This is a genomic window from Phenylobacterium sp. (assembly GCF_020253645.1).
Taxonomy (GTDB): Bacteria; Pseudomonadota; Alphaproteobacteria; order Caulobacterales; family Caulobacteraceae; genus Phenylobacterium.
The window spans coordinates 16602-29579 of sequence record NZ_JADCBG010000184.1 but is presented as its reverse complement, the minus strand read 5'-3'; the positions used below and the strand labels follow the sequence as shown (position 1 = coordinate 29579).

Annotated in this window: 12 protein-coding genes; 2 read left to right on the top strand and 10 right to left on the bottom strand. The window is 67.4% G+C overall.

Going from position 1 to position 12978, the window contains the following annotated elements; translation table 11 throughout:
• Positions 1–1709 (bottom strand): NADPH-dependent 2,4-dienoyl-CoA reductase (locus tag INE98_RS12260; RefSeq protein ID WP_293539212.1); only part of this gene is annotated, 1709 nt, incomplete at its 3' end.
• Between the two features lie 552 nt (positions 1710–2261).
• Between INE98_RS12260 and INE98_RS12255 the strand changes: the two genes are divergently transcribed.
• Positions 2262–2489, top strand: a complete 228-nt coding sequence (locus INE98_RS12255) for a hypothetical protein (RefSeq protein WP_293539211.1) — start codon at positions 2262–2264, stop codon at positions 2487–2489.
• Here the strand turns inward: INE98_RS12255 and INE98_RS12250 are convergent.
• Complete coding sequence (locus INE98_RS12250) at positions 2467–2841, bottom strand: helix-turn-helix transcriptional regulator (protein ID WP_293539210.1); 375 nt, start codon at positions 2839–2841, stop codon at positions 2467–2469. The two genes, INE98_RS12255 and INE98_RS12250, sit on opposite strands and share 23 nt — an antisense overlap.
• Entirely contained in the window at positions 2838–3272 is a 435-nt protein-coding gene (locus INE98_RS12245) for a hypothetical protein (protein WP_293539209.1), read from the bottom strand. The genes INE98_RS12250 and INE98_RS12245 overlap by 4 nt, the downstream gene beginning before the upstream one ends.
• A 194-nt stretch (positions 3273–3466) precedes the next feature.
• On the opposite strand from INE98_RS12245, the gene INE98_RS12240 reads away from it, so the two are divergent.
• Positions 3467–3721: a hypothetical protein gene (locus INE98_RS12240; protein ID WP_293531778.1), complete on the top strand. Its 255-nt coding sequence runs from the start codon at positions 3467–3469 to the stop codon at positions 3719–3721.
• 438 nt (positions 3722–4159) lie between these two features.
• Here INE98_RS12240 and INE98_RS12235 read toward each other — a convergent pair whose 3' ends face one another.
• The 7 genes from INE98_RS12235 to INE98_RS12205 all read right to left on the bottom strand — a co-directional run bounded on the left by INE98_RS12235 (position 4160) and on the right by INE98_RS12205 (position 12627).
• Positions 4160–5032: a MaoC family dehydratase gene (locus INE98_RS12235; RefSeq protein WP_293539208.1), complete on the bottom strand. Its 873-nt coding sequence runs from the start codon at positions 5030–5032 to the stop codon at positions 4160–4162.
• Between the two features lie 10 nt (positions 5033–5042).
• Entirely contained in the window at positions 5043–6437 is a 1395-nt protein-coding gene (locus tag INE98_RS12230; protein ID WP_293539207.1) for an amidase family protein, read from the bottom strand.
• A 26-nt stretch (positions 6438–6463) separates the two neighbouring features.
• On the bottom strand, positions 6464–7435 hold the full coding sequence (locus tag INE98_RS12225; RefSeq protein ID WP_293539206.1) for a nitronate monooxygenase family protein: 972 nt from the start codon (positions 7433–7435) through the stop codon (positions 6464–6466).
• An 87-nt stretch (positions 7436–7522) separates the two neighbouring features.
• Entirely contained in the window at positions 7523–9370 is a 1848-nt protein-coding gene (locus tag INE98_RS12220) for an ABC transporter ATP-binding protein (protein WP_293539205.1), read from the bottom strand.
• Positions 9367–11154, bottom strand: coding sequence for an ABC transporter ATP-binding protein (locus INE98_RS12215; RefSeq protein WP_293539204.1), 1788 nt, complete (start codon positions 11152–11154; stop codon positions 9367–9369). Before INE98_RS12215 ends, INE98_RS12220 begins: the two co-directional genes overlap by 4 nt.
• A 33-nt stretch (positions 11155–11187) precedes the next feature.
• Positions 11188–12021: an enoyl-CoA hydratase gene (locus INE98_RS12210; RefSeq protein WP_293539203.1), complete on the bottom strand. Its 834-nt coding sequence runs from the start codon at positions 12019–12021 to the stop codon at positions 11188–11190.
• 15 nt (positions 12022–12036) lie between these two features.
• Entirely contained in the window at positions 12037–12627 is a 591-nt protein-coding gene (locus INE98_RS12205; protein WP_293539202.1) for an HD domain-containing protein, read from the bottom strand.
• Positions 12628–12978 lie beyond the last annotated feature (351 nt).

The window sequence follows — 12978 nt, the reverse complement described above, 5'->3', positions numbered from 1 at the left end:
TCGGCCTTGCGCTGCAGGAGGGTGACGGTGCGGTCGGCCTTCTCCACGTGGGGAACCACGCCGGTGACGCCGCCCCGGGGATGGTTCTTGAAGTCGATGCCCCACTCTGCAGCGAAGACGTCCACGTCCATGGAGGCCGAGACCCCGGCGTGGCTGACCAGCTCGGCCACGTCGAAGCCGATGCCGCCCGCGCCGATCAGCGCGACCTTCTTGCCGACCTTCGCCTTGCCGTTGATGACGTCGACGTAGCTGGCCACCATGGGGTGGTCGATGCCCGGGATGTCGGGGGTGCGCGGGGTGATGCCGGTGGCGATGACGATCTCGTCGAAGCCGCCGTTGACCAGGCTGCGGGCGTCGGCCCGGGTGTTCAGCCTCAGGTCGATCTTCAGCACCTCGATCATCCGGGCGTAGTAGCGGAGGGTCTCGGAGAACTCCTCCTTGCCCGGGACCTTCTTCGCCAGGTTGAACTGGCCGCCGATCTCGCCCGAGGCCTCGAACAGGGTGACCCTGTGGCCGCGCTCGGCCGCCACGGTGGCGTAGGCCAGGCCCGCCGGGCCGGCTCCCACCACGGCGACGGACTTGGGCGCGGTGGTCTTTTCATAGACCAGCTCGGTCTCGTAGCAGGCCCGGGGATTGACCAGGCAGCTGGTCATCCGGCCGGTAAAGGTGTGGTCCAGGCAGGCCTGATTGCAGGCGATGCAGGTGTTGATCTCGTCCTCGCGGCCCTCGGCGGCCTTCTTCACCAGGTCCGGGTCGGCCAGCATGGGCCGGGCCATGGAGACCAGGTCGGCGTCGCCCCGGGCCAGGACCTCCTCGACCACCGAGGGCATGTTGATCCGGTTCGAAGTGATGACCGGCACGCCGATTTCCTTGCGCAGGCGGCCGGTGACGCTGGTGAAGGCGGCGCGGGGCACCATGGTGGCGATGGTCGGCACCGGCGCCTCGTGCCAGCAGAAGTGGGTGGAGATGATGTTGGCGCCGGCCGCCTCGATGGCCTTGGCCAGGGTGACCACCTCGTCCCAGGACATGCCGCCCTCCAGCATGTCCATCGCGGCGATGCGGAAGATGACGATGAAGTCCTTCGGTACGGCCGCCCGCACCCGGCGCACCACCTCCACGGGGAAGCGCATGCGGTTCTCGAAGGGGCCGCCCCACTGGTCCGTCCGGCGGTTGGTCTTCTCCACCAGGAAGGTCGAGAGCAGATAGCCGGCCGAGCCGATGATCTCGACGCCGTCGTATCCGGCCTCGCGGGCCAGGGCGGCGCAGCGGGCGAAGTCGGAGAGCTGCTGCTCGATGCCGTCCTCGTCCAGCTCGTTGGGCGTGAAGGCGCCGATCCGCGAGCGCACCGCCGAGGCGGCGACGGCCTCCGGGGTCCGGGCCAGAGGGCCGCTGTGCAGGATCTGCAGGCAGATCTTCACGTCCGGGTCGGCGGCGTGGACGGCCTCGGTGACCTCCCGGTGGGCCTCGGCCTCCTCAGGCGTCGACAGGCGTGCGCCCGGACCCGCGCCGGCATTGGGCGAGATGCCGCCGGTGATGATCATGCCGACCCCGCCCCGGGCGCGCTCGGCGAAGTAGGCGGCCATGCGCGACAGCCCGCCGGAGGCCTCCTCCAGGCCCGTGTGCATGGAGCCCATGAGCACCCGGTTCTTCAGCCTGGTGAAGCCGAGATCGAGGGGCGAGAACATCAGCGGATAGCGGCTGGCGGACATGGGTTTCCTCTCCGGACTGTCACCGGGCCCTGCGGCGCGGCGCTTTCCGCCACCATCCGGGAGGCGGGGCCCTCCTGTCAAACCTGGGTGGTGTCTCAACTTGAAATCAGCCCGCGTTGACAAGCATTTCGTCGAGGCCGAGTCGCGGCCATGTTGGTCATGTGGCCAAGGGACCCCAAGGCTAGAAGCGCAATGCCGATGTCATCGGCAATACCCTCCTGATTGAATGTATCGCCATTAGCGAAGTGGAAGTGACGAGGACCTATGCCTTCAAGCCCCACCATAGCGCTGTCGGCAACAAGGGCGGCGCTGCTACGGCTTTGAAGCTTTCGCCCGACCGCCGAGCAGCGACCGAGTGGCGGGCTGCGGCTACGCGGTGGGAGACCTAAGTAGCAGGTCCTTCTCAAGGATTTTGATAGGCCGACCCCCATCTAGACATGCCTTAATGCTTAGCGTTCCTGGAATGGTTCCTTGAAGCGCGAACTGGTTAAGCATCAGCGAAACGTTTGGGGCCTCTGGTGGTTGCAGGACCTGTGAACGTGCACTCCCAACTTGTACTTTACCGATCCAGAACTGGATATCGAGATCGTGAGGATTGTTATCGGGCAGGACGAACTCGGCGTAGAGCGCAAACCGCATATCGTCTGGAGCGCCATCGGTAATGACATTGCCTGCATAGAGACCCGCAATCACAATCTTATTCGTAGCCTCGTCCTTGTAGACGGCATCACAGAGGGCCACTACGCCGGGCTTCAAATTACCGGGCATGTTCAAACTTGAGAGCAATCGCGTCGCTATCCGTACGCTGCGGCGGCTTTGGCGCGGGGCGCAGCGGCGGTATTCCTGCATCATGGTTGAGGTTGGCCGGGACGCGGTCCACGTCTCGCACGACCTCGTAATCCATCGTGGCATCAACCGCGCGGAGGAGATCGCTCACCGTGTCGAGCGTCCAATTTGCAGGACCCGACAGCCAGGCGCTCACCTGTGACGGCTTCCGCCCAATCGCCTCGGCAATGTCCTTCCTGCTGAGACCGCGCTCCTCTGCGGCCCGCTCCAGCGCCTTGATGACAGCCTCGTAGACCCGCTCTCTGTTTCGGGCGGCAAATACCGCCATATCGTAAGGGTAGGTCATTCCGGCACTCTGACCTTTCTTGATGCGTTCTCCGTGATGTACGACTCGTAGCGAAACAGTGGTGGGTCGCTGAAGTAACCGTCGGCAGGCAGACCAGCAGCCTTCCAATGATCTTCACAAACGAGCTTCTCATGTTCGAATTGCGGCGAATACATGCCGCCAAGCCCCTTGCGGGGTTTAACGTGGGTGCCAACAAACACGTCTGGCATAGCGAACCTCCCGAACACGCGAAGCGCCGGCCTCGGCGCGCGGCTGATCAATTCCCAATGTTCGAACTTTGGCGGCTGAAGTTGCTTCACCAATTTGTCCGTGATGTAGCCGCCCACAATGAACGTCGAGATCGCGGCTTCCAACGCAGCCCATTGGGCACGCACCTTCTCATCCAAATCCTCCTTGCCTTGGTCGATCTCCTCCCGAAGCGGTTGGCACATGAGGAACGCTCTTGGTCTCGGAGCCCATGACTCCACTGGAGCCGCAGGATGTAAAAGACCGGCCGCCTTAGCGGCCTCTATCGCCTCTCCGATTAACATATAACTTAACTTTCGCCCGCCAAATTGCAAGCCCGATTTGGCATCCTAGGAGAGAAAAATCGCCACTACGAACAATTTACAACAGAACCGATTGCTTGATTCCCAAGCGAGAAATTTACGACAAGAGAGATAGCATCAAGCTGCCTCTCGCGAAGCGCGCCCAGATCCTCAACATGATGGTCGAAGGCTCATCGCCGCGCTCGATTTCGCGGGTGGCCGATATGTCGATCCACACCGTGACGAAGCTGTTGGAGGACGCGGGCGAGGCCGCATTCGATCTGCACGAAAAGCTGGACCGCAAAGCTGTGGCGTCCAAGGTCAAGTGCGACGAAATCTGGTCTTTCAAATAGTATAAGTAGCGCAACGTCGGCTCGGCCAAGGCCGTACCGATGGATGCGGGCGACGTGTGACGTCGACGGCCATCGACGCCGATACAAGGCTGATCCTCACCCACGCCGTTTGTAACCGGACCCTCCCAAATGCGCGTTTGTTGATTGAGGTTCTAAAAGATCGCTTGTCCAATCGTGCCCAGATCAGGCGGTTGGCAATCGGGCATATGTGCGGCCATTGGAGGCGCGTTCGGCGACGATGTAGACTTTGACCAGCACGTGAAGTTGTACGCACCCGTGCAAAGTCTGGCAGATATCATAGAGAAGATCGAATAGATTAGCCCGGACTCGGCGGCCTGGGCTCTACATCACAGCCGCGTTGCGCGACTCCTCGCCGCTCCGTGACCGTAACTTCAAACTGAGACACCATCCAAACCTGACCCCGCGTCAGGGCCGCCCTCAGGCGTACTCGAACCAGGCGTGGGAGACGACGGTGCGTTCGCCGACCCGCGCTTCGAAGATCACCCGGCCGGGGCCGTCCTTCCAGGCCAGGACCTTCAGATCGTCGCCCGGCAGGACCGGCGAGGAGAAGCGGACCTTGATCTTGCGGAAGCGCGCAGGATCACCGTCGCAGAGGGCGGAGAGGAGCAGGTGGGCGCAGTGGCCGAAGGTGCACAGGCCGTGCAGGATCGGTTTGTCGAAGCCGCCGAACCGGGCCGCCTCCGGATCGATGTGCAGGGGGTTGTAGTCGCCGGACAGGCGGTAGATGTCGGCCTGGTTCTCCGGGATATGCGCCCCGGTCTCCACGTCCGGCGCCCGGTCGGGGACCGTCACGGGGGCGGAGAAGGTCGTCCCGGCGCCCTCGAAGGGCTCAATGTCGCCCAGCCGCTCGACCCCCCGGCGAAAGGAGCCCGAGACCATCTTCACGCAGACCTCGCCCTCGGCGTTGCGCACCTCGCTCTCGTACTCGACGAAGCCGGCGCCCTTGCCGCGCGGGTGTGCTCCGATGAGGCGCGAGACCACGCTGACCTCCCCGCCCAGGGGCAGGGGGCGCACCACCTCCAGGTAGCGCTCGGCGTCGATGGTCAGGGGGCCGGGCGAAGGCGGGATGGCGGCGCGGTCCACCACCGCCCCGGCGCCGCCCCAGCGGATGGGGAAGGTCGGGAAGACGGCGAAGTCCTTGTGACCCTCGAAGATGAACCTCAGGTCCCGGCTGTTGATGCCGACGGCGTAGAGCAGGATGTCCCGCCGGTCATAGGCGATGCGGACCGGTTCGCCCCAGGCGGCGGGACCGCCGCCCGGCAGGGCGGCCCTGGCGTTGTAGACGGCCATGCGAGGCTCCTCACATGCGGGGGAAGGCCAGGGGGTCCTGGCGTTCGAAGGCCTCGGCGGCGGCCAGGACCAGGTCGTCGCGGGAATGGGCGGCGGCGATCTGCAGGCCGAAGGGCGTGCCGATGCTGGAGATCCCGCAGGGAACCGACACCGCCGGATGGCGCGTCAGGTTGAAGATGGCGGTATTGGTCCAGTAGGGGTTGGGCCGTCCGTCCGGCCCGTCTGGGACGTTTCGTCCCACCTGCGGGGGCAGGGTCGACATGGTGGGCGACAGGACCAGGTCGTAGTCGGCGAAGACCTGGTTCCAGGCGTGGGCCATCTCGAGGCGGCGGACCTGGGAATCGATGATGGTTTTCACGTCCAGCTTGGCGCCGATTTTGGCCTGATCGTAGAGGGCCGGGTCGAACTCGTTGTGCCGGGCCTCCGGATAGAGCTGCAGCAGGCGCTGCAGGGCGGCGAACCAGTGGGAGACGAAGACCTGCCCGGTCTCGCCATTCTCGGTGGGCGGGGTGATGGGAACCACCTCGCAGCCCAGGGCGCGGAACCGCTCGGCGGCCTTCAGCACGGCGGCCTCCACCTCGGGGTCGAGGAAGAAGTCGCCGAACTTCAGGACCAGGCCCACCTTCAGCCCCTTCAGGCTCCGGTCCAGGCCGGCGACGAAGTCGACGTCGGTGGGCGGCAGGGCCTGGGGGTCGCGCACGTCCGCGCCCTTCAGCACGTTCAGCATCAGGGCCGCGTCCCGGGTGGTGCGGGTCATGGGGCCGGTGTTGGCGAGGTCCCCGTGCATGGAGGCCGGCCAGGCGGGGATGCGGCCGTAGGTGGCCTTCAGCCCCACCAGGCCCGTGCAGGCCGCCGGGATCCGCACCGAGCCGCCGCCGTCCGTGCCGATGGACAGGGGTCCGAAGCCCGCCGCCACCGCCGCCCCGGCGCCGCCGGAGGAGCCCCCCGGCGTCCGCTCGGTGTTCCAGGGGTTGCGGGTGATCCCGTTGAGCGGCGAGTCCGTCACCCCCTTGAAGCCGTATTCCGGGCTCGAGTTGGTGGCGAAGAGGACACAGCCGGCCTCCCGCAGACGGGAGACGGTGGTGGCGTCCTCTGTCTGCGGGGCCTTGTCGGTCAGCTTGCTGGCCATGGTCAGGGGCCAGCCCTTCACCTTGATCAGCTCCTTCACGGACGTCGGGACCCCGTCGATGGGCGAAAGGGGTTCACCCTTCGCCCAGCGGGCCTCGGAGGCCCTGGCCTGCGCCCGCGCGCTGTCGGCATCGATCAGCGGCAGGGCGTTCAGTACGGGGTTCAGCCGGGCGACGCGGTCCAGCACCGCCTCAAGGGCCTCGACAGGCGAGGCCTTGCGGGCGGCGTAGAGGCCGGAAAGCTCGGCGGCGGACGCCTGGGTCAAGTCCTGGCTCACGGGGGTGTCTCCCTCTGGAGGTCGGATCAGGCGAAGCGCGCGAGACGGCCGCGGATGATCTCCTCGGCTTCGGCGACGATGCCCTCGATGAGCTCCTTGCAGGTCGGGATGTCGTGGATCAGGCCCACCACCATGCCGCAGGACCAGGCGCCGGCGTCCATGTCGCCATCCTGCATGATCCGCGGATAGACCCCGCCCACCTCATGGATGATGTCCTCGAACTTCAGGTTGGGGCCCAGAGCCTTTTCCTTCTCGAGCAGGCGCTGGACGGCGGCGTTGTTCAGCACGCGCTCGGTGTTGCGCAGGGGGCGCATGACCAGGCGGGTGTCCAGCTCGGAGGCGTCCACGATGGCCTGCTTGACGTTGGCGTGGACCGGGGCCTCCTTCGTGGCGATGAAGCGGGTGCCCATGTTGATGCCCTCGGCGCCGAGGGCCAGGGCCGCCGCCAGCTGCTTGCCGTTGGCCACGCCGCCGGAGGCGACGAAGGGGATCTTCAGCTCCTCGGCCGCCCGGGGCAGGAGGATGAAGTTCGGCACGTCATCCTCGCCGGGATGGCCGCCGCACTCGAAGCCGTCGACGCTGATGGCGTCGCAGCCCACGGCCTCGGCCTTCAGGGAGTGGCGGACCGAGGTGCACTTGTGGATCACCTTGACCCCCGCCGCCTTCAGGTCGGCCATGTACTTCTGGGGGTTGTTGCCAGCAGTCTCAACGATCTTCACATCGTTTTCGATGATCGCCCGGATGTAGCCCGGATAGTCCGGCGGATTGATCGACGGCAGGAAGGTCAGGTTCACGCCGAAGGGCTTGTCGGTCATCTCCCGGCAGCGGCGGATCTCCTTGCCCAGGTCGTCCGGCGTGCGCTGGGTCAGGCCGGTGATGATGCCCAGCCCCCCGGCGTTGGAGACGGCGGCGGCCATCTCGGCGAGGCCGACGAAGTGCATGCCTCCCTGCACGATGGGGTGCTCGATGCCGAACAGTTCGGTGATGCGGGTCTTCACGGGGTCGCCTCCGGTGTTTTGAATTCTGCGTATGGAAACTTTGCGGCGCCGGAAGGGGCAGGGCAAGGGCGCAGGCGGCGAAGGCGTTCAGGCCGGCGCGTCAATCGCCTCGTCTCCGTGGGCGTGGGCTCGCAGGGTTTCGTTCCAGATCTCCTGGAACAGCGGGCTCGTCCCGAGGAGGGTCTGGAGGTCGCCCTGGGCCGCGATGCGTCCCGCTTCGACGACGAGGATCTGGTCCGCTCGCCTGAAGGCCTCCAGCCGGTGAGACACCGCAAGGCAGGTGGGGCGCTCGTCCTTCTGCTCGAAGAGCCGGGTCCAGAAGGCGTGCTCGGTGCGCACGTCGAGGGCGCTGGAGGCGTCGTCGAAGACCAGGAGATCCGGCCTGCGGGCGAACATGCGGGCCGCCGCAGACCGCTGGACCTGCCCGCCGGAGAGGGTGACGCCCCGGGTGCCGACCCGGGTGTCCAGCCCCTCTGCGAGGCGGGCGACATCGTCCTCCATGACGGCCAGATGGATGGCGCGGTCGAAGTCCGCAGGGGTCAGATCGAGGCCCATGGCGATGTTTTCCCGCAGGGTCTCGGTGAAGAGCCGGGGGGTCTGGCCGGTATAGGCGCAGCGCGGCGGCGTCAGGAAGGTCGCGGGGTCCTCGACCCGCGCGCCGTTCCAGAACACCTCCCCGGCCTGGGCCGGGAGCAGCCCCAGCACACCGCGGAGCAGGGTGGTCTTGCCTGCGCCCACGCGGCCGGTGACGATGGTCACCGTGCCGCGGCGAAGGGTGAAGCTGATATCCTCCACCCCGTTTCCGGCCCCGCCGTGCCGGCACGTCAGCCCGCGGACCTCCAGGGTCTGCAGCGGATCATGGCGGCCTGTGGGCTCGGGCCCCTGCGGACGAGCCTCGGAAATCCGCTCCCGGGGGGCGTCGCCGAGCAGCCTCTCGATCCGCATCAGGGCCACGTCCGCAGTGCGCTTGCGCGCGAGCAGGCGCCCCAGCCAGCGCGGCGCGGAGGTGGCTGCGCCGACATAGGCCGCGAAGAGGGTGAAGTCGCCTACCGAGAACTCCCCCGCCTTCATCGCGCTGGCGGCCAGCAGGAGGATCAGGCCGAGGGCGAGGCTCGAGGTCCCCGCCCCGAAGGTGTCCAGCAGGGTGACGTAGATGCGGTGCCGGACCGCCGTCCGCCGGCGGGTCTCGTTGAGGTGCGCCAGCCGGCCCAGCACGCGATCTTCAGCCCCCGCCACCCGAACGGCCTGTACGGCGGTGAAGGTCTCGCCGACGAAGGAGGTGACCTTGGCCTCCGCCTCCCGCGCCACCCGGGAATAGCGGTGGATGCCGGCGGTGATCTTCTGGGTGATGAACACCATCAGGATCATCGGCGCGATGATGGCCAGGGTGACCGGCGTGTTGATCCGCCACATGATGATCAGGGCGAGCACCGCAAAGACCGCCTGGCCAAAGGTCTCGGCCCAGCCCTCCATGAAGGCGATCACCTCGGCCACATCGTCGCGGAACCGGCTGAGCGCCTCGCCTGAGGTGCCCGGCGAGACCCTCGGTCCCTTCGCAAACATGATCCAGCCCATCATGTTGGTCCGGATCATCAGCCGCGAGGCCGAGGTGAAGGTCACGAAGGCCCAGGGCGTGAAGTAGGACACGAAGAGGGGCGACAGCTGGGCGGCGAACCAGAGCCCCACCAGGGTCCAGACGTTGAACCCCGCCTGGGCATGGCCGGACAGGTTGTCGAAGATCGCCCGCTGGACGATGCCGGACAGGAGCGGCAGGGCGTAGAAGCCCGCATAGAGCGCCATGCTGACGCCGAACAGCCAGGGACGGGCCGCGGCGATCCGCACGGCCTGGCGGAAGGCGGTCTGGTCCGGCGCCGGCAGGGGCGGCGGGATGTCCCCGGTTTCGGGGTCGGTCCGGGCGCGGTCGACCTCGCTCACCCCATGACCTCCGCAAGGCCCGTGCGCAGCAGGCGGGCGTAGGCGGACTCCGGGTCGGCCTCCAGGTCCGTGCGACGGCCAGTCTCCACCAGGCGGCCCTGATCGAGGATCGCGATCCGGTCGGCCCTCTGCACGGTGGAGAGCTTGTGGGCGATGATGATGGCGGTGCGCCGGCGTCCGGACCCGTCGGTTCCCAGCAGCCTGTCCAGGGCCCGCTCAATGAGCTGGTCGGTGGCGGGGTCAAGCCGCGAGGAGGCCTCGTCCAGCACGACGAGGCCGGGGTCCTTCAGAAAGACCCGGGCGAAGGCCAGGAGCTGGGCTTCCCCCGCCGACAGGCCGCCGCCGGCGCGAAGCACCGTTCCCAGACCCTCCGGCTGACGGGCCAGCCAGTCGCCAAGTCCCAGATCGTTCAGCACCTCGGAGATCCGGGAGTCCGGCACGTCGGGATCGAAGAGGGTGGCGTTGTCCCGGATGCTGGCGTCGAAGAGCTGGACCTCCTGGGTGACCAGGCCGATCCGGCCGCGCAACTCGGCGAGCCGGGCCTGACGTATATCCACGCCGTCCAGGGTTACGGCCCCTTCCTGTGGGTCATAGAGCCGGAAAAGCAGGCGGGTCAGGGTCGTCTTGCCGCTGCCGGTCCGGCCGAGGAGGCCGATCACCTCTCCGGCGGGGACATGCAGGTCCAGGTTGCGAATGACCGGGGTGTCCTCGCGGTAGGCGAAGCTGAGCTGTTCGAATCCCACGGCGGGGGCGTCGGTGCGCCGGTCGCGCCAGCCCGCGTCGGGGCCGTCCGTCAGGGCGGGCTGGAAGGCGCGCAGGTCGCGGATCCTGTTGAGGCTGGCCGACGCGGCCTGGAACTGCTGCAGTTGCTGGCCGATCAGCATGATCGGCAGGGACATCATCCCGGCGTACTGCATGAACATGAAGACAGTGCCGATGGTCGCTTCGCCACGCTGGAACAGCCAGACACCCAGCGCCAGGGCGAGTCCGAAGCCGATGGAGAAGAGCCCGCTGGCGGTCAGGAAGATCCAGTGTCCGCGCCGGGCGGCCGCCACGTTGGCGACCAGCAGCTCCTTGTTCACCTCCGCCATGCGCCGCATGACATGGGGCCCGCCGCCATTGGCCCGAACGTCGTCCAGACCGGCGAGCCTCTCCTCGAGAAAGCCCGAAAAGGCCGACCAGGCCTCGCGAAGCCTCTCCCACCGCCCGCCTGCAATCCGCCGGATGGCGTGAAGGACGAGACCCGCCACCACGGCGAAACCGGTCAGCAGGGCCCCGATGCGCCAGTCCTGCAGGTAGAGCACGATGAGGATGCCGGCCAGCAGCAGGGCGCCGCCGATGATCTGCAGGATGAACTGGGAGAAGAAGGCCGCCAGGGCGGCTACGTCGCCGTCCACCCGCTCGATCAGCTCCCCGGGCGAACGGGCGTTGTGAAAGGCCATGTCCAGCCGCAGGGCGTGGTCGGCCAGGTCCTGCCGCATGCGGTTGGTCGCCGACCAGCCCAGTTGTTCGCTGAAGTAGGTGGAGCCGATCTGCAGGAGCTGGGCCAGGATGGTGACGGCGATGAACAGCCCGGCCAGCATCCACAGCTGCTCCAGGGGCGCCTCCGCGCCACCCTGCGCCGCGGTGTCGATGAAGCTCCGGATGATCAGGGGCGAGGCCAGCTGAACGGCTGTCCCCGCCACCAGGAACAGAGCCAGGGCCGAAAGCCTCCGGCCCTCCGGCCGCAGGTAAACGGCCAGTACAGCTGTGCCGTCCGCCGGCTTCGCCGCCTCACGCCCCACCTGAACGCACTCCCCGACTGGGACCCGAAGGTATCAACGCCCCGTGAACCTCGCCGGTCGCTTCTCGAGGAAGTGGGCGACGCCCTCTCTGAAGTCCTCGGACTTCAGGCTCGCAGCCATGTCGGCATTGGCGTCTACGGTCGCCTCGGCCAGGGTCTGGAAGGGACTGTTCCAGAGCTCGCGCTTCATCACCGCCAGCGAACGGGGCGAGACCTCGCTGGCCAGCATCCGGGCGTAGGCGGTGACCTCGTCGCGGAAGCTGGCGGCCGGGAAGAGCCGGTTGACCAGGCCGATGCGCAGGGCCTCGGCGGCGTCCACCCGGCGGGCGGAGTAGAGCAGGTCCGCGGCGTTGGCCATGCCGACGATCCGCGGCAGCAGCCAGGACATCCCGTGCTCGGCGATCAGTCCGCGCCGGGAGAAGGCTGTCGTGAAGACCGCCCCGTCCGCCGCGAAGCGGATGTCCGTGTAGAGGGCCATGACCATTCCCAGCCCCGCGCAGGCCCCGTTGATGGCCCCCAGGATCGGCTTCGGCACGGCCGGGAAGTAGGCGTACTGCAGGCGAAAGTCCGGGCGCGAGGCGGGATCGAAGGCGTCGGGCGCCCCGCCGCCCGTTCCCCCCGCGGAAACGGCGCCCTGCAGGACGTCCATGTCCGCTCCGGCGCAGAAGCCGCGCCCGGCGCCGGTCAGGACGATGACCTTGACGGCAGGATCGTCCGAGGCCTCGCGCATGGCCTGCCGGAGCTCGGCTTCCATCACGCCGCGCCAGGCGTTCAGACGATCGGGGCGGTTGAGGGTGACCGTCGCCACCCCCGCCTCCACCTCGTAGAGGATGTCCTGATAGGCCATGCCGGCCAGCTCCGGGGCCATGAGGGCCCCGCTCCCTCAGCCTTCCTTGCGGCGGTAGATCGAACGCTTCGGCTGGGCCGTCACGCGGTGGATCATGGGCTCGAAGGCCGACAGGGGCATGGACTCATACCCCGGGTCGAAGCTGTTCTGGTCGTAGAGGTGGCAGAACTGGGCGGTGTACTCGAACCAGGGATGACCGCGGTGTTCGTCGCGCATGTCGCGGTCGAGGCCCAGGTGATGGAAGAAGTAATAGCCCTGGAAGATCCCGTGCTTGTCCATCATCCAGTAGTTCTGCTCGGAGATGTAGGGCTTCAGGATGATGGCCCCCAGCTCGGCGTGGTTGGACGGCGCCAGGATATCGCCGACGTCGTGGAGCAAGGCGCAGACCACGTATTCCTCGTCCCGGCCGTCGCGATAGGCGCGCGAGGCCGTCTGGAGGGAGTGTTCGAGGCGCGTCACGGCAAACCCGCCGGCGTCTTCCTCGAGCATCTTCAGGTGGGCGATCAACCGGTTGGGAAATTCCCGGTTGAAGGGCGCTCCGGCCTGGCCGATGGCCGCCCAGTCCTCGGCCGTGCCGTCGATCATGGCGTGGAACTTCGCCTTCATCTGGATTTCACCGTCCGCCATGTCGGCCTCCCTGCCCTGGCCGCCGGATGTGGTTCCGGCCTTTTTGATGAGGCGGTATCCTGAGGCCGCCCCGGGAAGGTGTCAACGCGCGGTCATCCCCTCCGCGTGCCGGGGGCGGTGCGCGGGAAGGCCCCGCGCCACGTGGCGCCGTGGAACATGATGAGTGAGCCCCGGACGAAGGCCAGGGGGCCGGCCTCGAGGGTGTAGTCGGTCAGAGTCCAGTTGGCGTTGGCGGCCAGCGCCGTGCGGCCCCAGGGCTGGGGCGAGGCGCCCGGGTCGGCGTGCAGGCCCAGGTTCGGGCCGTAACCTTACTTTCCGCGCCACTTGATGAAGGCGTTGTGGCTCGAGAAC

What these genes read in the sequence shown, in the direction of transcription:
- INE98_RS12250 (WP_293539210.1), bottom strand. Translation starts at nt 2,841, where the DNA reads ATGACCTACCCTTACGATATGGCGGTATTTGCCGCCCGAAACAGAGAG.
- INE98_RS12245 (WP_293539209.1), bottom strand. Translation starts at nt 3,272, where the DNA reads ATGTGCCAACCGCTTCGGGAGGAGATCGACCAAGGCAAGGAGGATTTG.
- INE98_RS12235 (WP_293539208.1), bottom strand. Translation starts at nt 5,032, where the DNA reads ATGGCCGTCTACAACGCCAGGGCCGCCCTGCCGGGCGGCGGTCCCGCC.
- INE98_RS12210 (WP_293539203.1), bottom strand. Translation starts at nt 12,021, where the DNA reads ATGGCCCCGGAGCTGGCCGGCATGGCCTATCAGGACATCCTCTACGAG.
- INE98_RS12205 (WP_293539202.1), bottom strand. Translation starts at nt 12,627, where the DNA reads ATGGCGGACGGTGAAATCCAGATGAAGGCGAAGTTCCACGCCATGATC.